Raw genomic sequence first — 18,511 nt, forward strand, 5'->3', positions numbered from 1 at the left:
GCGCCAGTACGCCATGAGTTCACTCCCGTCCGCTCCCCGGTCCCGCACCGGTGCCTGGTTCGATGCCCTGTTCGGCTGGCTGGCCCAGGGGGCGGCGTGGGTGACTCTGGCGCTGCTGGCCAGCATCATTGCCTCCCTGATGGTCGGCGCCTGGCCGGCCATCGAACGTTATGGCCTGGGTTTCCTGACCAGCCCGGTATGGGACCCGGTGCAGGAAAATTTTGGCGGCCTGGTGATGATCTATGGCACCCTGGCCACCTCTTTCATCGCCTTGCTGATCGCCGTGCCGGTGAGTTTCGGCATCGCCCTGTTTCTGACCGAGATGTGTCCGGCCTGGCTCAAGCGCCCGCTGGGCACCGCCATTGAATTGCTGGCTGCCGTGCCCTCCATCGTGTATGGCATGTGGGGCCTGCTGGTCTTCGGTCCCATCCTGGCCACCTATGTACAGGTGCCGCTGCAGAAGCTGTTCGCCGGCGTCCCCTACCTGGGCGCCCTGGTGTCGGGGCCACCGGTGGGTATCGGCATCCTGTCGGCCGGCATCATCCTGGCCATCATGATCATTCCCTTCATCGCCGCCGTGATGCGCGATGTGTTCGAGGTCACGCCACCCCTGCTCAAGGAGTCGGCCTACGGCCTGGGCTCCACCACCTGGGAGGTGGTCTCCAAGGTGGTGCTGCCCTATACCAAGGCCGGTGTGGTCGGCGGCATCATGCTCGGCCTGGGCCGCGCCCTGGGCGAGACCATGGCGGTCACCTTCGTCATTGGCAACATGAACCAGCTCGACACGCTGAGCCTGTTCGATGCGGCCAACAGCATCACCTCGGCCCTGGCCAACGAGTTCGCCGAGGCCGCCGCCGGCATCCACCAGGCTTCGCTGATCTACCTGGGCCTGGTGCTGTTTTTCATCACCTTTGTCGTGCTGACCCTGTCCAAGCTGCTGCTGCAACAACTCAAGAAGAGCGAAGGCGCCAAGTCATGAACGCGCAAGACCAGATCCGCAGCCGCGCCTTCCAGCGCCGCAAGCGTGTCAACTTCCTGGCCCTGGCGCTGTCCATGGGCGCCATGGCCTTCGGCCTGTTCTGGCTGTTCTGGATCCTCTGGGAAACCTTCCGCCTGGGCCTGGATGGCCTGGTGTGGGCCACCGTGACGCAGATGACCCCGCCGCCCAACGAGGCGGGCGGCATCGCCAACGCCATCTACGGCTCCTTCCTCATGGTCATGCTCGCCACCTTCGTGGGCACGCCCATCGGCATCATGGCAGGCATCTACCTGGCCGAGTACGAGCCCAAGGGCTGGCTGGCCGAGGTGACGCGTTTTGTCAACGACATCCTGCTGTCGGCGCCTTCCATCGTGATCGGCCTGTTCGTTTATGCGGTGGTGGTGACGCGTTTCAAGTCCTTCTCCGGCTGGGCCGGCGTGATGGCGCTGGCGCTGATCGTGATCCCGGTCGTCATCCGCACCACCGAAAACATGCTGCAGCTGGTGCCCGCCGCCATGCGCGAGGCGGCCTATGCGCTGGGCACGCCCAAGTGGAAGGTGATCCTGATGATCACCCTGCGCGCCGCGCGCGCCGGTGTGGTCACCGGTGTGCTGCTGGCCGTGGCGCGCATTTCGGGCGAGACGGCGCCGCTGCTGTTCACGGCGCTGAGCAACCAGTTCTGGACCTCGAATCTGTCGGATCCGATGGCCAGCCTGCCGGTCACCATTTTCAAGTTCGCCATGAGTCCTTACGAAAACTGGCAGCAGCTGGCCTGGGCCGGCGTGCTGCTGATCACCGTGACCGTGCTCGGACTCAACATCATTGCGCGCGTGCTGACGCGCCACAAGGGCTGACGACGTGTACACCAGCGAATACTCTCCTGCAAGGCAAAACATGGAACCGATTTCCAACCCGGCCGACACGCCTGCCCCGAAGATCTCGGTGCGCAAGCTGGATTTCTTCTACGGGAAATTCCACGCGCTCAAGAACATCAACCTGGACATCCCGCAGAACAAGGTGACGGCCTTCATCGGCCCGTCCGGCTGCGGCAAGTCCACCCTGCTGCGGGTCTTCAACCGCATGTTCGAGCTGTACCCGGACCAGCGTGCCCAGGGCGAGGTGCTGCTCGACGGCGAGAATCTGCTGACCAGCAAGCAGGACGTGGCCCTGCTGCGCGCCAAGGTGGGCATGGTGTTCCAGAAGCCGACGCCCTTTCCCATGTCCATCTTCGACAACATCGCCTTCGGCATCAAGCTGTTCGAATCGCTCAGCGCCACCGATCTGGAAGAGCGCGTCGAATGGGCGCTGCGCAAGGCCGCGCTGTGGAACGAGGTCAAGGACAAGCTCAAGCAGAGCGGCTCCAGCCTGTCGGGTGGCCAGCAGCAGCGCCTGTGCATCGCACGCGGCATTGCCATCAAGCCCGAGGTGATCCTGCTCGACGAGCCCTGTTCCGCGCTGGACCCGATCTCCACTGCCAAGATCGAGGAGCTGATCACCGAGCTCAAGGACGACTACACCGTGGTGATCGTCACGCACAACATGCAGCAGGCGGCCCGCTGCAGCGACTACACGGCCTATATGTACCTGGGCGACCTGGTGGAGTTCGGCTCCACCGAGCAGATGTTCTTCAAGCCCACGCGCAAGGAGACCGAGGACTACATAACCGGGAGGTTCGGATGAACCGAGCAGTTATGCAGCGGTGCAGGCTAACTTCGCGCAGCGAAGTTAAGCGCAGCGGCCGTAACCACTACATCACCGGCCGCTTCGGTTAAGGAGGAAATGAAATGCCCGACAAACACCTATCCACGCAGTTCGACAGCGAACTGAGTTCCGTTTCCAGCCGCGTCATGGAGATGGGCGGCCTGGTCGAAGCCCAGCTGCAACAGGCCGTCCAGGCCCTGGCCCGGCTCAATATCGAATCGGCCCAGCAGGTGGTCGAGCTGGAGCACCGTGTCAACGCCATGGAGATCGAGCTCGACCACGAGATTTCCTCCATCATCGGGCGCCGTCAGCCCACCGCGCGCGATCTGCGCCTGCTGATGGCCATTTCCAAGACGGTCGCCAACCTGGAGCGCGCCGGCGACGAGGCCGAGAAGATGGCGCGCATGGTGCTGTCCATCATCCATGCCGGTGCGCCGCGCGCCATGCCGGCCTCCGAGCTGCGCACGGCCTCCGATCTGGCCGCGGGCCAGCTGCGCAAGGCGCTGGACGCCTTCGCCCGGCTCGACACGACCACTGCGGTGGCCATCCTGAAGGAAGACGATCTGATCGACAAGGAGTTCGACAGCTTCGTGCGCGTGCTGATCACCTACATGATGGAAGACCCCCGCACCATCTCGCCCAGCCTGGACCTGCTGTTCCTGGCCAAGGCCATCGAGCGTGTCGGCGACCATGCCAAGAATATTGCGGAACTCATCATCTACATCGTCAAGGGGGCTGACGTGCGGCACGCCTCCATCGAAGAAATCGAGTCGGTACTCAAATGAAGCAACCTGCGGTCCTGGTGGTGGAAGACGAGCCGGCGATCGCCGAGCTGATCGCTGTCAACCTGCGCCACAACGGTTTCCAGCCGACGGTGGCCCCCGATGGCCAGGTGGCGCAGCGCGAGATCGACGCGGTGCTGCCCGACCTGGTGCTGCTGGACTGGATGCTGCCCGGCGAGAGCGGCCTGACCCTGGCACGCCGCTGGCGCAATGATCCGCGGACCAAGGCCGTCCCCATCATCATGCTGACCGCCCGCGGCGACGAGGCAGATCGCGTGGCCGGCCTGGATGCCGGAGCCGACGACTACATGGCCAAGCCCTTTTCCACCAAGGAAATGCTGGCACGCATCCGTGCCGTGCTGCGCCGGCGCGCCCCCGAGCAGGGGGCCGTGACGCTGGAGATCGGCCGCCTCAAGCTGGACACGGCTACGCACCGTGTGAGTTATGCGGAGCAGGCGCTCAAGCTCGGGCCGACCGAGTTCAAGCTGCTGCAGTACCTGATGAGCCACGCCGAGCGCGTGCACAGCCGCGGCCAGCTGCTCGACAAGGTCTGGGGCGACCACGTGTTCATCGAGGAGCGCACGGTGGACGTGCATATCAAGCGCCTGCGCGAGGCGCTGGGCGAAGCCGCTGCCATGGTGGAGACCGTGCGTGGCGCCGGTTACCGCCTGTCGGCACAACCCGCACCGGCAACCGTCGCGCTGCGGGGCTGAGGATCAAGCACCCGTCCGTGGGGACGCCGGTTTCATGCTCCTGCAGCTCGTTCTTTTTCTGCTGATCCAGTGCCTGGGCGCTGTCGTCGGCATGTGGCTGGCGCCCGAGGCCCTGCAGATCCGCGGGGCCCTGGCCGGCATGCTGGTCGCCGGCCTGCTCTGGGTGCTGGTCGATTTCACGCGCGGCCTGCGGGTGCTGCAGTGGTTGCGCAACGGCGACGTCTCGGATGTGCCGCTCAAGCTGGGCCTGTGGGGTGAAGTGGCCGAGCGCGCGCGCCGGCTGGTGCGCCAGCGCGAGCAGGAAACGCGCGACAGCGATCGCCGCCTGCAGAATTTCCTGGCGGCCTTGCAGGCATCCCCCAACGGGGTGGTGCTGCTGGACGCGCAGGGCCGGATCGAATGGTTCAACCAGACGGCCGCCAGCCACTTCGGCCTGGAGACCGGGCGGGACCTGCTGCAGCACATGGTCAATCTGGTGCGCAATCCGGCGTTCACGGCCTATGTGGGCGGGACCAGCCACGAGGCCAGTGTCGTCATGCAGGGGCGCGCCCACAGCAGCGCCCACCCGTCGCGCATTTCGGTGCACCTGCACGACTACGGCGAAGGCCGGCGTCTGCTCCTGTCGCGTGATGTCACCATGTTCGAGCAGGCCGAGGCCATGCGACGCGACTTCGTTGCCAACGTCTCGCACGAGATCCGCACGCCGCTGACCGTGCTCTCGGGTTTTGTCGAGACCCTGCAGACCCTGACGCTGGACGCCACCGAGCGCGCCCGTTACCTGGACCTGATGGCGCAGCAGGCCAGCCGCATGCAGTCCCTGGTGAGCGACCTGCTGATGCTCTCGCGCCTCGAAGGCAGCCCGCTGCCCGGGGCCGGCGAATGGTCGTCGCTGCCCGTACTGACGGGCCAGGTGGAACAGGAGGCGCAAGTGCTCTCGGCCGTGCTCAACCCGCCCATGACCGGCCCGGCCCAGTGCCTGAACTTCGAGGCGGCACCCCCGCGCGAACTGTCGGGCATGCCCAGCGAGCTGCACAGCGCGTTGTCCAACCTGGTCAGCAATGCCGTGCGTTACACGCCGGCCGGCGGCGAGGTGCGCTGCGGCTGGCTCGAGCACGGGGACGGCCGCATCGAGTTCTACGTGCAGGACAGCGGCCCGGGCATCGCGCCCGAACACATTCCGCGCCTGACCGAGCGCTTCTACCGCGTGGACCGCAGCCGTTCGCGCGACACCGGCGGCACCGGCCTGGGCCTGGCCATCGTCAAGCACGTGGCGCAGCGCCATGGCGCGGAGCTGCGCATCGAGAGCACGCCGGGCAAGGGCTCGCGTTTTGCCATCGTCTTTCCGGCCAGCCGGGTGCGCCCGTTGTCCTAGCGCCGGGCAGCGCCGCCGCCGCAGGCCGGCCCATGGGCAACTGTCACCGGGACTTGCCGGGGTCCTTCACGTCGGGCAGGGTGGAGATCTCCACGTTGTAGAGCTGGCCCTTGCGCCGTTCCACGCGGCGGATGTAGATGTTGTGCACGACATCACGCGTCTGGGCGTCGATGTACATGGGGCCGCGCGGGCTCTCGAAGATCTGTCCCTTCATGGCTGCCAGCAGGGCATCGCCCCCGGTGTCGCCCTTGGTCGCCTTGAGCGCTTCGTAGATCACGCGCATGCCGTCGTAGGCGCCGACGGCCATGAAATTGGGCCGCGCGCCGTTGTAGGCCTTCTGGTAGGCCTCGACGAATTTCTGGTTGACCGCCGAGTCGTGCGCGGCCGAGTAGTGGTGCGCGGTGACCACGCCCAGGGCCACGTCGCCCATGCTGTTGAGGAGGTCGTCGTCGGTCACGCTGCCCTCGGCGATCATGCGGATGCCGGCCTTGTCCAGGCCGCGCTCGGCGAACTGCTTCATCAGGGCCGAGCCCACGCCCGAGGGGACAAAGGTGAAGAGGGCGTCGGGCTGGAGGTCGCGCACCTTCTGCAGGAAAGGCGCGAAGTCCGGGTTGCGCAGCGGCACGCGCAGGGTCTCGATCACGGTGCCGCCGTTGGCCATGAACTGATCCTTGAAGTATTTCTCGGAGTCGACACCGGGCGCATAGTCGGTGACCAGGCTCACCACTTTTCTGATGTTGTTTTTCCAGGCCCAGTCGGCCAGCGCGGTCACCACCTGGGGCACGGTGAAGCTGCTGCGCACGATATAGGGCGAAGCGTTCGTGATGCTGGAGGTGGCCGCCGACATGACCACCATGGGTGTCTTGGCCTGGGTAGCGATCGGCGCAGTCGCGAAGGCCTGGGGCGTCAGCCCGAAGCCGGCCAGCACGTGGACTTTCTCGTTGACGATCAGCTCCTGGGCCAGGCGTTTGGTGATGTCCGGCACGCCCGTGTCGTCCCGCACGATCAGCACCACCTTCCTGCCGGCCACGGTGCTGCCGTGCAGGGCCATGTACAGGCGCGCCGCGGATTCAAGCTGTTTGCCGGTGGACGTGAAGGGGCCGGTCAGCGGCAGCAGCAGGCCGATCCTGAAGCTGTTGTCCTGCGCCAGCGCGTTACCGGCGCCACAGCTCAGGCCCAGTGCGGCGAGTGCGGAAAGGAAATGGCGTTTGTCCATGTTGCGTCTCCTGATCGTTGTGATGAGCGGGGGCGGTTGTGCGGATCCGGCATCTTCCGCCCCGCGCTTGCAGAGCATAACGCGGGCCGCCCACAGGCCGGGGCCCCGGGTCTCAGCCGGGCCGGCGCTCGCGGCGCAGCACCTGCCAAATCATGGTCCAGAAGGTCAGGGCCGCCAGGGCCAGCGCGGCGGCACCGGCCATCCAGAAGGCGGCTGGCGTCTGCAGTGCCGGCCAGGGGCCGAGGCCGCGGTAGGCCAGCAGATAACCGCCGTACAGGCCCAGGCCCCAGAGCAGCACGCCGTAGATCAGGAACGGCGTGAAGGTGATGCGCCAGCAGCGCAGCACGAAGACGGCCAAGGCCTGCAGGCCGTCGAAGAGGTGGTAGATCGCGGTCCAGAACAGCAGGGGCACGGCCAGGGCCACCACCTCCGGGCTGCTGGCATACACCGCCGCCAGCGGGGCGCGCACGGCGATCAGCGTGGCGGCCAGCAGGACCGCACTGCCCGCCACGAGCCCGAAGCCCACGCCCACCGCATGACGCGCCCGCGCCGGCTGGCCCGCGCCCAGCCAGTAGCTGGTGCGCGCGCTGGTGGCAATGCCGATGGCCAGCGGCACCATGTAGAGCACGGCGGCCAGGTTGGCGGCGATCTGGTGGCTGGCCGCGGCCGTGGTGCCCAGGCGGGCCACGAACAGGGCCATCAGCGTGAAGGAGGTGACCTCGATCAGGATGGTCAGGCCGCTGGGCACCCCCAGGCGGGCAAAGGCGGCCAGCACTTTCCAGTCGGGCCGGCCGGGCGATGACCACAGCCGGTAAGGCGCATACAGGGGGCGTGTGCGCAGCAGCCACAGGGCCAGGGACAGCATGGCCAGGTGCACGGCCAGGGTGGCCCAGGCGCAGCCTTCGGCACCCCGGGCCTCCAGGCCCAGGCCGCCGAAGGCGAACCAGATGGAGAGGGGCACCTTGACGGCCAGCGAACCCAGTTGCAGCCAGGTGACCAGCTGCGGTTTGCCCAGGCTCTGGTTGAAGGTGCTGTAGAGCCGGAACATCAGCGCGGCCGGCAGGGCCAGGGCCAGCACGCCCAGGTAGGCCAGCACCTCGGCACGCAGCGCCACCGGCACGTCGGCCCAGTCGAGCAGGAAACCGGGGTTGAGCAGGATGGACAGGCCGACCAGCACCAGCGCCAGCCAGAGGTACAGCGCCTGGCGCAAGGAGTGTCCTAGTTGCGCCGGTTGGCGCGCCCCGTGCAGTTCCGAAAAGACAGGGAGCAGGGCCTGCAGCACGCTCATCAGCCCGACGTACACACTCATGTAGATGGCCGAACCGACGGAGAGCGCGGCCAGCGAGGCCTCGGCATAACGGCCGGCGACGATGGTGTCGGTCACGCCATAGGCCATGGTGGCCAGCTGGCCCACCAGCACGGTGCCGGCATGGCGCGCGATGGTCTTGAACTCGGGCACGGGCTCAGCGCGGGGCGGGGGGCTCGGCGCTCAGCCGGCGGAAGACCACCACGCCGTCGTCACCCGGACGCGGGTGGTCCAGTGCCGCCCGGGTCTGCCATTGGCTGGCGCTGACGATTTCCGGGGTCTGGCGCAGGATGTCATGGTTGACCACCAGCCAGTCGCAGCGTGCGCTGTCCGACATCGGCTCCAGCCTTTGCGGGGCATGCATCTGCAGTGCCGCCAGCTGGGCGCGCGTGAGGCCGAAGTAGGCCAGGCAGTCCGAGGGCTGGATGACGTGTTGCAGGCGCTGCACCAGGGGGGCGTAGCTGCGTGCGTGGTTGAGCGCTGGCATCCACAGCGTGGTGAGCAGCAGCCAGCACAGGGCCGCGCCGCCCGCGGGCAGCACCATGCTTTTCCAGAGGGCGGCACGGTGCCGGCCGATGCGCCATTTCACCAGCCAGCCCCAGGCCAGGGTGGCCAGGGTGGCAAAGAGGAAGGGCAGGATGATGAAACGCGGTTCGAAGCCAGGCAGCAGCTTGGCCACGTTGGCCGCGGGTTGCGGCGGCGTGCCGGTCAGCATGGCGATCCATACCACCCAGATGACGAGGGCGCAGCCGGTGAAGAACAGCAGCGTGAACCAGTCGATCAGCGCCGACAGGCTGCGGCCCAGCGTGGGCAGGGCAAAGGCGGCCAGCGTGGCCAGGGCCGGCAGGGCCAGCAACAGGGCACGGTCGCCGGCCGGGGTGATGAGCATGGCACCCACGGTGATCAGCGTGTACCACAGCGGCAGCGAAAGGTGGCGGCTGGGGCGGCGGTCGAAGAGCTGGCGGCGCCAGCGCCACAGGGTCCACAGCACCAGGGGCCAGAGGGGCCAGGTGAACCACAGCAGCAGGCGGCCCAGGCTTTGCCAGGACGTCGCGCTGGCCGGCAGGCCGATGCGCCATCGCCAGAGATCGAGGGCCGAGGCCAGCACGGTGATGAAGACCGTCAGCGCGAACAATCGCCACAGGCCGCGACGGTGCCGGCGCGGATCTTCCTGCGCCTGGCGGCGGTCCATCGCATGGGTGGCCAGGCCGCCCACAGCCAGCAGCAGGGCCATGGACGGGCCGCCCGAGAGTGTCAGGCCGGTCAGTCCGGCCAGGGCCGCCAGGGCCGGTGTCCAGCGCCGGTAAGGCAGGGCGGCGAAGGCATAAAAGCTCAGCGCGACAAAACAGAGCTGGGCCAGCGCCGGTGTGGTCTCGTGCGAAAGCTGGGCCAGGCCCAGGCTGGCGATGAAGGCCAGCAGGCCGCCGTCGGCCATGGCGCGGGCGTAATCGTTGGGGCGCGCTTCGCCGCCGAAGGCGAAGGCAACGGGCTGGGCCAGCGGGCTGCGCGCAAGGTAGTAGATGCCGTACCAGACCGCCAGCAGCGTGAGCGCGAGCAGGGCGATGAAGGGCAGGCGGGCCGCGAAACCTGGCTGGATCCAGCCCGGCGCGAGTTGCAGGGCCCAGGCCCCCAGCCAGTAGGGCAGCAGGCCGTCCACGTCGGGCGGCATGCCCAGCAGGGTGGGCGCCAGCCAGTCGGTGCGACCGGCGGCCAGTTCGGCCATGTAGCCGTAGGCCGTGATGTCGGCGCTGCGCCAGGGAGTGCGCCCGATGAAGCCGGGCAGCACATAGGCCAGGGCGAAGAGCCAGAGCGCGAAGTGCGGCAGGCGGCGCACGGCGCCCTGGGGGACGATGGCGGGGCTGGGCTGGTTCACGCTGGGATCATGCCGGAAAAAAACAAGGGCAGCACGGCGTACCGGGCTGCCCTGGGCTGGAAAACAGCGGCCAGATTACTTGGCGGCGGTCTTGCCGAAGCGGTTGCGGAATTTCTCCACGCGGCCGCCCATGTTGTCCACCGACTTCTGGGTGCCGGTGTAGAAGGGGTGCGACTCGCTGGAGGTGTCCAGCTTGAAGAGCGGCAGTTCGCGGCCGTCTTCCATCTTGATCATTTCCTTGGCGTTGGCGCAGGAACGGGTCACGAACTTGAAACCGTTGGACAGGTCCACGAAGCAGACTTCGCGGTAGTTCGGGTGGATGCCTTCTTTCATGATTCTTCCTCTAGGTGCGGGAGCCGGCCTGGACCATCCAGACTACTTTCCGCGAAAAACGAGAATTATACAAGCAAATCAAGGACTTGCGCAATCTGATCAGCCGCCGCGGCGCATCATGTCGAAGAACTCGTTGTTGTTCTTAGTGGCGCGCATCTGCTTGAGCACCATTTCCATGGATTCGATCTCGTCCATGTTGTAGAGGAACTGGCGCAGGATGCGGGTTTTCTGCAGGATTTCGGGCTGCAGCAGCAGCTCTTCGCGGCGGGTGCCGCTGCGGTTGAGCTGGATGGAGGGGAACACGCGCTTTTCGTAAAGGCGGCGGTCCAGGTGGATTTCGCTGTTGCCCGTGCCCTTGAATTCTTCAAAGATCACTTCGTCCATGCGGCTGCCGGTATCGACCAGGGCCGTGGCGATGATGGTCAGCGAGCCGCCTTCTTCCACGTTGCGCGCCGCGCCCAGGAAACGCTTGGGGCGTTGCAGGGCGTTGGCGTCCACACCACCGGTCAGCACCTTGCCGGAGGAGGGCACGACGTTGTTGTAGGCCCGGGCCAGGCGGGTGATGGAGTCCAACAGGATCACCACGTCCTTCTTCAGCTCGACCAGGCGCTTGGCCCGCTCGATCACCATCTCGGCCACGTGCACGTGGCGGGCGGCGGGTTCGTCGAAGGTGGAGGCAATCACCTCGCCCTTGACGGTGCGCTGCATCTCGGTCACTTCTTCCGGACGCTCGTCGATCAGCAGCACCATCAGGTAGCTGTCGGGGTAGTTGGCCGAGATGGCGTGCGCGATGTGCTGCATCATCACGGTCTTGCCGCTCTTGGGCTGCGCCACGATCAGGGCGCGCTGGCCCTTGCCGATGGGGGCGATGATGTCGATGACACGGCCGGTGATGTTTTCCTCGCCCTTGATGTCCTGTTCCAGCTTCATCTGCACCTTGGGGAACAGCGGCGTCAGGTTCTCGAACATCACCTTGTGCTTGTTGGTCTCGGGCGAGCCGCCGTTGACCTTCTCCAGCTTGTTCAGGGCAAAGTAGCGTTCGCCGTCCTTGGGGGTGCGGACTTCGCCTTCGATCATGTCGCCGGTGTGCAGGTTGAAACGGCGCACCTGGCTGGGACTGATGTAGATGTCGTCGGTGCTGGCGGTGTAGCTCGAATCCGGGCTGCGCAGGAAACCGAAACCGTCGGGCAGGATTTCCAGCACACCGTCGGCAAACACCTGTTCACCGGTCTTGGCGCGCTTCTTGATGATGGCGAACATCAGCTCCTGCTTGCGCATGCGGCCGGTGTTCTCGATCTCAAGCTCTTCGGCCTGCTTGAGGATTTCAGAGACGTGCAGTACCTTGAGTTCGTTTAAGTGCATGGATGGAGCCCCAGTGGGGAGTGGCTATCGATCGGGGGGAGGTGGGACTGAGCAGACGCCGGGGTCTTGCCAGCCGGGAACTCGAACCGGTTCAGGACGGAACCGGCGATTGCTGGTGATTATGACAGGAAAAAGGGCCGCCGCGCAGTATTGCGTCGGCGGCCCCTGTTGAGCGCGGGTTGGGCGGCTTCAGGCCAGTTGCTGGTCGATGAAGGCGGTCAGCTGGGCCTTGCTCATGGCGCCGACCTTGGTGGCGGCGAGCTGGCCACCCTTGAAGATCATCAGCGTGGGAATGCCGCGGATGCCGAACTTGGCCGGGATGTCCCGGTTCTCGTCCACGTTCATCTTGGCGACCTGCAGCTTGCCCTGGTAGGTGCCGGCCACTTCGTCCAGCACGGGGGCGATCATCTTGCAGGGGCCGCACCACTCGGCCCAGTAGTCGACCAGCACGGGTTGGCTGGATTTGAGGACGTCGCTTTCGAAGGACGCGTCGGAAACATGCTTGATCAGGTCGCTGGCCATTGAGGGCTCCTTGGTCTATGAGGCAATGCGGCTACAGTTGCGGGATTGTGACAGAAACCACGGAATTCCGTTGGCAGCAGTGGCTTTCCGGCATCAGTTCGCACATGCGTGCGCGTGGCGCGCATCCGGCGCGCACCGTGGTCCTGCTGCCCTATGCCCAGCTCATGCCGCAGGCAACGCGCCTGTGGGCCCGACTGCACCCCGACGGCTTCGCGCCGCGTTTCGAGACCACGCAGAACTGGTGCCGCAGCCTGGGCGGGCACAGCCCGGCGCCCACTGACCTCAGCTTCGATCCCGCACTCGACGTGCTCACGGCGCATGCCCTGCTGGAGCAGAGCGGTCTGCGCGAGCAGGCCGAGGTGGCCACGCCGCTCCTGCTGGACTCGGCGCGCGAACTGGCGTCGCTGGCTGCGGCCGTGCCGCCCCCGCAGCGCGCTGCCTGGGGGCAGCGTGCACGTGCGGCCGCCTTGACGGGGCTGGAGGCTGACGCGCTGGCGCTCGAAGCGCGCGTGGCCCAGGTGGCGGTGGCCTGGGCTGCCAATTCTTCCTATCCCAGTGATGTGCTTTTTTCATCGCGTGTGATCGAATCCGTGGACGCCCTCATCGTGGTGCCGGGCTTGCAGCCCGATCCCTTGCCGGCGGGCCTGTTGCCGGTCTGGGGCGAGCGCCTGCTGGTCCTGGATCTGGCGGTCAGCCAGACGACGGCACCGTTGCTGGCCTTTCATGAGGCCGAGGACGCGCCGGACGAGGCGCTGCGTGCGGCGGCCTGTGTGCTGCGTCATCTCGAAGCCGGCCGTACCCCTGTGGCCGTTGCCGTGATCGACCGTGCGCTCACACGCCGCGTGCGCGCCATGCTGGCGAGCCATGGTGTGCAGATGCGTGACGAGACGGGCTGGAAGCTCTCCACCAGCCGTGCCGGCGCGCAGCTCATGGGCGCCTTGCGCGCCGCAGCCTGGAACGCGAGCAGCGACCTGGTGCTGGACTGGCTCAAGCATGCGCCGGCCTGTGAAACGCAGGCGCTGCGTGAACTCGAAGCCGCGCTGCGCCGCCGGCCCCAGCGGGCCTGGCGCCATGTGCCGGACACGCTGGACGTACGCGCGCCCTCGGCCCTGCCCGAACTGCTGCAGCGCATCGAAGCCTGGCGCGCACCGCTGCAGGGCACGCGCACCCTGGCCCAGTGGCTGCCGGTCTTGCGTGATTTGCTGCAGGCTACGGGGCAGTGGGCGCTGCTGCAGGATGACCTGGCCGGCGCCGGGGTGCTGGTCGCCTTGCGGCTGGACGCCGTCGCGGCCTTGCCCGCGGAGGCGCCCTGGGCGCGCCGCCGCCTGGGCCTGAGCGATTTCACGCGCTGGGTGGACCAGGTGCTGGAGTCCGCGAGCTTCAAGCCCGAGTACCCGGCGCAGGAGCAGGTGGTGCTGTTGCCGCTGGCACAGATGCTGGGACGTGAATTTGCGGCCGTGGTCCTGCCCGGCTGCGATGAGCAGCGCCTGCCGACCTCGCCCGACCCGGGTGGCTTGTGGACGGCGGCGCAGCGTGCCGCGCTGGGCCTGCCTGTGCGCGAGGCGCTGGAGGCCGCCCTGCGTGCAGCCTGGCACGACGCCTTGTCGCGACCCCAAGTGGATGTGCTCTGGCGGCGCAGCGACGACGGCGGCGAGCCTCTGCTCGCAAGCCCGCTGGTCCAGCTGGCGCAGGCCGGGCAGGAAAGCACGCTGCCCGCCGCAGACCCGCTGATGACGCGCACGCTGAGCGCTGCGCCCGTGCATCAACCCGCACCGGCTGCTGCCGGGCTGGCTCTGAGCCGGATCTCGGCCAGCGCCTACCAGGACTTGCGCCACTGCCCCTACCGTTATTTCGGCCTGCGCCTGCTGGGATTGCGCGAAGCCGAGGAGATCGAGGGTGAGCTCGACAAGCGCGACTTCGGTCTCTGGCTGCACGGCGTGCTGCAGCGGTTCCATGCTGAACTGGACCGGTCGGGTGCCGACCGGGCGCAGCGCCGCCTCTGGCTCGATGCCGCGGCCACCGAGGAAGCGCAGGCCCAGCGCCTGGCCGAGGACGAGTTCCTGCCCTACCAGGCGGCCTGGCCCCGCATGCGCGAGGGCTACCTGGACTGGCTGGCCGGACACGAGCTCGATGGCTGGTCCTATGTCGATGGCGAAAGCGATGCCGAGCAGCCGCTGGGCTCGTTGACGCTTTTCGGCCGCATCGACCGCATCGACCAGGGGCAGGGCGGCGTGAGCCTGCTGATCGACTACAAGACCGAGCCCCAGCAGGTCACACGCGGGCGTATCGGCGAGCCCCTGGAGGACACACAACTGGCGTTTTATGCGGCCCTGCGGTCGGAGGACACCTTGCGTGCGGCCTATGTCAATGTGGGTGAGCGTGAGGGTTGTCGCACTTATGAGCAGGAGGATGTGGTGGCGGTGCGGGATGCCTTGATTGAGGGCTTGCTTGGTGAGCTGGGACGCATTGCTGCAGGCGCGGTTTTGCCGGCGCTTGGTGAAGGCAAGGTTTGTGAGACTTGTGCGGCGCGTGGTTTGTGTCGTAAGGATTTTTGGGGTGGTGGGTCATGAAGGTTGATTGCTTGCGCAGTTTTGTAACCCCCCCCTATCCCCCCCGCCCCTGAGCACGCGCGGTCGCGCGTGCGGGGCGTATCCCCACCCATTGGTGCGCAACGGCAGTGCCGTTGCTTGGCACCCCCGCCGGGGCGGGAAGGGGGAGCCGGATTTGGCTTCTGGTTTCTGGATACGCTTCTATGACGCCAAGGTCGCCACCGCTTCTTGCTCGCCTGCACTCCAGGCCAACGGTCGTAGTAAACATGAAGTGCTTGGCACACCAAGGGCTGGTCGCTGTGCGCCAGCGATCGAGCCCTTGACTACGACCGTCGCCTTGAAGTCTCGGCGTGAAGATGCAGGCCGCGGCGCTGGCGTTGTAGGAGCGTGGCCGGCGCGACGAAACAAAATCGGGCTCCCCTTCCCGCCCCGGCGGGGGTGCCAAGCAACGGCACTGCCGTTGCGCACCAATGGGTGGGGATACGCCCCGCACGCGCAAAGCGCGTGCTTTGGGGCGGGGGGGATAGGGGGGGGAAGAATCACCCCTGCGGGAGGCAACACAAAATGAGCCAACCCGCCTACGAACACAACGGCACCTCAGTCGTCAGAGAAGACTTCTACAAAATCGCCTGCGACCCGAACCGTCACGTCGCGGTCGAAGCCTGTGCCGGCGCCGGCAAGACCTGGATGCTGGTCTCGCGCATCCTGCGGGCCCTGCTCGAAGGTGCGGCGCCGCAGGAGATCCTGGCCATCACCTTCACCAAAAAGGCCGCGGGCGAGATGCGCCAGCGCCTGATGGAATGGCTCGAACAATTCGCTCACGGGAGTGATGAAGAGCTGCAGGAAGAACTGCGCATCCGCGGCGTCGATGCCAGGCGCATTCCTGCGCTGATCGAGCCTCTGCGCGGTTTGCACCGGCAACTGCTGGGCCAGGGCCGCACGGTGCAGATCCGCACCTTTCACAGCTGGTTCGCGGCCCTGTTGCGCAACGCGCCGCTGTCGGTGCTCGACCAGCTCGGCTTGCCGGCGGCCTACGACCTGCTGGAGCAGGATGCGCCGGCCATCGCCCAGGTCTGGCGTCCCTTCCAGGCCCGCTTGCTGCGTGAGCCCGAGGCACGGGCCGACTACGAGGCCCTGGTCGCCACCCACGGCCGCAGCCAGACCGAGAAGGCGCTGGAGGGGGCCTTGCAGCGGCGGGTGGAGTTCACGCTGGCCGATGCGGCCGGGGTGCCCGCGGCGTCGGTGCCACCGGCGGGTGAGCTGTACATTGAATTTGGCGGCCTCGACACACCGGCGCAATGGCTGCTGCAGGCGGTTGTGCGCGAACGTTGGCTGACGCGCGCCAGCCTTCTGGGACAGGAGAAGAACAAGACGCCGCAAAAGGCCGCGGCAGCGGTGGTCGATGCCTATGCCTTGCTGGATGCCGCGGCGAGTCCTGAGCAGTTGGACGAGGCCCTGCAGACCCTGCGAGCCGGCTTTTTTGTCAAGGATGAAGACCGCCTGACGCAGCATCTGCTGAAAGTGGGCGCGGCGCAGGAGGCCGAGCCCGAACTGCAGCGCCTCTGTGCGGCCCAGCAGCAGCACGAGGCCTGGCTGTACCAGCAGCGCCTCACAAGGCTGAGCCGGATCCTGATTCAGGAGTACGCCGCCCTCAAGCGCGAGCGCGGCTGGGTGGACATGAGCGATGTGGAGCGTTCGGCGCTGTACCTGCTCAAGGATGCCGAGCTCAGTGGCTGGATCCAGGAGCGGCTGGACGCGCGCACGCGCCACCTGCTGATCGACGAGTTCCAGGACACCAACCCCCTGCAATGGCAGGCCCTGCATGCCTGGCTCGGCGGCTACGCGGGCAGCGGCGGCGGCGCCGAGGCGCCCCGGCTTTTCATCGTGGGCGACCCCAAGCAGAGCATCTACCGTTTCCGCCGCGCCGAGCCCCAGGTCTTCAAGGCCGCGCAGTCCTTTGTGCGTGAACTGGGCGGTGAACTGCTGAGCTGCGACCACACCCGGCGCAATGCCCCCGCCGTGCTGGACCTGGTCAACACCACTCTGGGCCAGGCGCGCGAGGCCGGCGAGTACGAGGACTTCCGCGCGCACAGCACCGAGTCGGACCAGGCCGGTGTCGTGCTGGCCCTGCCCGTGATCCTGCGGCCCGAGAAGGATAAAAAAGAGGCGGCCACCGAGTGGCGCGACAGCCTCGTGACCCCGCGCCACACCCTGGAAGACACACTGCGTGAACTCGAATGCCGCCAGGCGGCGCGCTGGATCGCCACGCAGATCGGGGCCGGTGTGTTGCCGCAGGACATCATGGTGCTGGCCCGCAAGCGCGACCGCCTCAGCGCCATGGAGGCCGAATTGCGCACCCTGGGCATCCCGGCCCTGCAGCCCTTGAAAACCGATCTGGGTGCAGCGCCCGAGGTGCAGGGCCTGGTGGCCCTGCTGGATGTACTGGTCTCGCCTGCGCATGACCTCTCGCTGGCCCGTGCGCTCAGGTCACCGCTGTTCAGCCTGGGGGATGTGGCCCTGGTCGAAATCGCCTTGCGCCAGCGGACACAACGCCGGCCCTGGTTCGAATTGCTGCAACAAGAGGGTTGGTCGTCCGAGCTCGAAGGCGTGGGGGTGCGGCTGTTACGCTGGCAGCAGTGGGTGGCCAGCCTGCCGCCGCACGATGCCCTGCACGCCATTTTCGAGGACGGCGACGTGCTGGCCCGTTTTGTCGCGGCGGCACCGGCGACGCTGCGCGCCGGGGTGCGTGCCAGCCTGCTGGCCCTGCTGAACGCGGCACTGCAGATCGATGGCGGACGTTACGCCACGCCCTACGCCTTGGTCCGCGCCTTGCGCGCGGGCGGGGTGCCGGCGCCGCAGATGGCGGCGCCGCAGGCCGTGCAGTTGCTGACCGTGCATGGCGCCAAGGGCCTGGAGGCCGAGCTGGTGCTGTTGCTGGACACCGATGCGCCGCCGCCGCCGGCCGAGACCATGGGCGTGCTGCTCGACTGGCCGGGGGAAGCCGAAGTGCCGCAGGGTTTTGTATTTCTCGCCAGCGAAAGCAGGGTGCCGGCCAGCGTGCGGACTGCCCTGGCGCGGGAAGAAGGTGAGCGTCAGCGTGAAGAGCTCAATGCCCTGTATGTCGCGCTGACGCGCGCCCGGCGGGGTCTGGTGCTGTCGTCCGTGGCGCCGCATCGGGACAGCGGCCGCAGCTGGTGGCAGCGACTGTTGCCGGGCTGCACCGCCCTGCCTGTGGAGGCGCTGGCCGTGACGGGCGGGACGCCCCATGTCGAAGACACGGCCATCACCCTGTCCGTGCTGCCCGACGTGTATTTCGAAGCGCCCCGTGTGCCGGCCGCCGAGGTCGACGACAGTCCCGAGGCGCGCGTCGGCTCGGCCATGCACCGCCTGCTCGAATGGGCCGTGCTCGATGCCCGGGATGTGGACCCGGGCCAGGTGGAGCGGGTCATGGCAGAGTTCCTGCTCAATACTGAGGAGGCCCGCCGGGCCGCGTCCATGGCGCGGCGCATCCTGCAAGGCGAGGGCGCCTGGGCCTGGCGTTCTGCCGAGCTGTTCTGGCAGGGCAACGAGGTACCGGTGACCCTGCAGGGCAACGTGCGCCGCATCGACCGCCTGGTGCAGCGCAAGGATGGCAGCTGGTGGGTGCTGGACTACAAGTCGGCAGCGCAGCCGCAGGGCCGCGAGGACTTGCAGTCGCAACTGCGTGATTACCGCCTGGCGGTGCAGGCGGCCAGCCCGGGCGAGACGGTGCGGGCGGCGTTCCTGAGCGCCTTGGGCACCCTGGAAGAGATTGAATGACAAGA

Annotated in this window: 14 protein-coding genes; 8 read left to right on the top strand and 6 right to left on the bottom strand. The window is 67.3% G+C overall.

Going from position 1 to position 18,511, the window contains the following annotated elements:
- Nucleotides 1–13: 13 nt before the first annotated feature.
- The 6 genes from pstC to phoR all read left to right on the top strand — a co-directional run bounded on the left by pstC (nucleotide 14) and on the right by phoR (nucleotide 5,547).
- A complete protein-coding gene (gene pstC, locus HTY51_RS05955) occupies nucleotides 14–979 on the top strand; it encodes a phosphate ABC transporter permease subunit PstC (RefSeq protein ID WP_174251871.1) in 966 nt (321 codons plus the stop codon).
- On the top strand, nucleotides 976–1,833 hold the full coding sequence (pstA, locus tag HTY51_RS05960; protein WP_174251872.1) for a phosphate ABC transporter permease PstA: 858 nt from the start codon (nucleotides 976–978) through the stop codon (nucleotides 1,831–1,833). The genes pstC and pstA overlap by 4 nt, the downstream gene beginning before the upstream one ends.
- A gap of 40 nt (nucleotides 1,834–1,873) precedes the next feature.
- The gene (pstB, locus tag HTY51_RS05965; RefSeq protein ID WP_174251873.1) at nucleotides 1,874–2,659 is read left to right on the top strand and encodes a phosphate ABC transporter ATP-binding protein PstB; all 786 of its coding nucleotides are present in this window, start codon (nucleotides 1,874–1,876) and stop codon (nucleotides 2,657–2,659) included.
- Between the two features lie 104 nt (nucleotides 2,660–2,763).
- Entirely contained in the window at nucleotides 2,764–3,465 is a 702-nt protein-coding gene (gene phoU / locus HTY51_RS05970) for a phosphate signaling complex protein PhoU (RefSeq protein ID WP_174251874.1), read from the top strand.
- A complete protein-coding gene (gene phoB, locus HTY51_RS05975; protein ID WP_174251875.1) occupies nucleotides 3,462–4,175 on the top strand; it encodes a phosphate regulon transcriptional regulator PhoB in 714 nt (237 codons plus the stop codon). The genes phoU and phoB overlap by 4 nt, the downstream gene beginning before the upstream one ends.
- 34 nt (nucleotides 4,176–4,209) lie before the next feature.
- The gene (gene phoR, locus HTY51_RS05980) at nucleotides 4,210–5,547 is read left to right on the top strand and encodes a phosphate regulon sensor histidine kinase PhoR (RefSeq protein WP_174251876.1); all 1,338 of its coding nucleotides are present in this window, start codon (nucleotides 4,210–4,212) and stop codon (nucleotides 5,545–5,547) included.
- Between the two features lie 43 nt (nucleotides 5,548–5,590).
- Here phoR and HTY51_RS05985 read toward each other — a convergent pair whose 3' ends face one another.
- From HTY51_RS05985 to trxA, 6 genes are all read right to left on the bottom strand, one after another.
- Nucleotides 5,591–6,763, bottom strand: coding sequence for an ABC transporter substrate-binding protein (locus HTY51_RS05985; protein WP_174251877.1), 1,173 nt, complete (start codon nucleotides 6,761–6,763; stop codon nucleotides 5,591–5,593).
- 112 nt (nucleotides 6,764–6,875) lie between these two features.
- Entirely contained in the window at nucleotides 6,876–8,222 is a 1,347-nt protein-coding gene (locus tag HTY51_RS05990) for an MATE family efflux transporter (protein WP_174251878.1), read from the bottom strand.
- Between the two features lie 4 nt (nucleotides 8,223–8,226).
- On the bottom strand, nucleotides 8,227–9,942 hold the full coding sequence (locus HTY51_RS05995; RefSeq protein WP_174251879.1) for a hypothetical protein: 1,716 nt from the start codon (nucleotides 9,940–9,942) through the stop codon (nucleotides 8,227–8,229).
- A gap of 75 nt (nucleotides 9,943–10,017) precedes the next feature.
- On the bottom strand, nucleotides 10,018–10,275 hold the full coding sequence (locus HTY51_RS06000) for a type B 50S ribosomal protein L31 (RefSeq protein WP_057676441.1): 258 nt from the start codon (nucleotides 10,273–10,275) through the stop codon (nucleotides 10,018–10,020).
- 99 nt (nucleotides 10,276–10,374) lie between these two features.
- Nucleotides 10,375–11,637 (bottom strand): transcription termination factor Rho, encoded by a 1,263-nt coding sequence (rho, locus tag HTY51_RS06005; protein WP_174251880.1) that lies wholly within the window; start codon nucleotides 11,635–11,637, stop codon nucleotides 10,375–10,377.
- Between the two features lie 189 nt (nucleotides 11,638–11,826).
- Nucleotides 11,827–12,159, bottom strand: coding sequence for a thioredoxin TrxA (trxA, locus tag HTY51_RS06010; protein WP_174251881.1), 333 nt, complete (start codon nucleotides 12,157–12,159; stop codon nucleotides 11,827–11,829).
- A 104-nt stretch (nucleotides 12,160–12,263) separates the two neighbouring features.
- On the opposite strand from trxA, the gene HTY51_RS06015 reads away from it, so the two are divergent.
- Nucleotides 12,264–14,729 (top strand): PD-(D/E)XK nuclease family protein, encoded by a 2,466-nt coding sequence (locus HTY51_RS06015; RefSeq protein ID WP_174251882.1) that lies wholly within the window; start codon nucleotides 12,264–12,266, stop codon nucleotides 14,727–14,729.
- Nucleotides 14,730–15,272: 543 nt separating this feature from the next.
- Nucleotides 15,273–18,506 (top strand): exodeoxyribonuclease V subunit beta, encoded by a 3,234-nt coding sequence (locus tag HTY51_RS06020; protein ID WP_174251883.1) that lies wholly within the window; start codon nucleotides 15,273–15,275, stop codon nucleotides 18,504–18,506.
- The last annotated feature ends 5 nt before the right edge of the window (nucleotides 18,507–18,511 follow it).

It is taken from the genome of Rhodoferax sp. BAB1 (assembly GCF_013334205.1).
GTDB lineage: Bacteria > Pseudomonadota > Gammaproteobacteria > Burkholderiales > Burkholderiaceae_C > Hylemonella.

Excerpts from the sequence above, each read along its gene's own strand:
- pstC (WP_174251871.1), top strand. The coding sequence starts at position 14 with ATGAGTTCACTCCCGTCCGCTCCCCGGTCCCGCACCGGTGCCTGGTTC.
- pstA (WP_174251872.1), top strand. The coding sequence starts at position 976 with ATGAACGCGCAAGACCAGATCCGCAGCCGCGCCTTCCAGCGCCGCAAG.
- pstB (WP_174251873.1), top strand. The coding sequence starts at position 1,874 with ATGGAACCGATTTCCAACCCGGCCGACACGCCTGCCCCGAAGATCTCG.
- phoU (WP_174251874.1), top strand. The coding sequence starts at position 2,764 with ATGCCCGACAAACACCTATCCACGCAGTTCGACAGCGAACTGAGTTCC.
- phoB (WP_174251875.1), top strand. The coding sequence starts at position 3,462 with ATGAAGCAACCTGCGGTCCTGGTGGTGGAAGACGAGCCGGCGATCGCC.
- phoR (WP_174251876.1), top strand. The coding sequence starts at position 4,210 with ATGCTCCTGCAGCTCGTTCTTTTTCTGCTGATCCAGTGCCTGGGCGCT.
- HTY51_RS05985 (WP_174251877.1), bottom strand. The coding sequence starts at position 6,763 with ATGGACAAACGCCATTTCCTTTCCGCACTCGCCGCACTGGGCCTGAGC.
- HTY51_RS06000 (WP_057676441.1), bottom strand. The coding sequence starts at position 10,275 with ATGAAAGAAGGCATCCACCCGAACTACCGCGAAGTCTGCTTCGTGGAC.
- rho (WP_174251880.1), bottom strand. The coding sequence starts at position 11,637 with ATGCACTTAAACGAACTCAAGGTACTGCACGTCTCTGAAATCCTCAAG.
- trxA (WP_174251881.1), bottom strand. The coding sequence starts at position 12,159 with ATGGCCAGCGACCTGATCAAGCATGTTTCCGACGCGTCCTTCGAAAGC.
- HTY51_RS06015 (WP_174251882.1), top strand. The coding sequence starts at position 12,264 with ATGCGTGCGCGTGGCGCGCATCCGGCGCGCACCGTGGTCCTGCTGCCC.
- HTY51_RS06020 (WP_174251883.1), top strand. The coding sequence starts at position 15,273 with ATGAGCCAACCCGCCTACGAACACAACGGCACCTCAGTCGTCAGAGAA.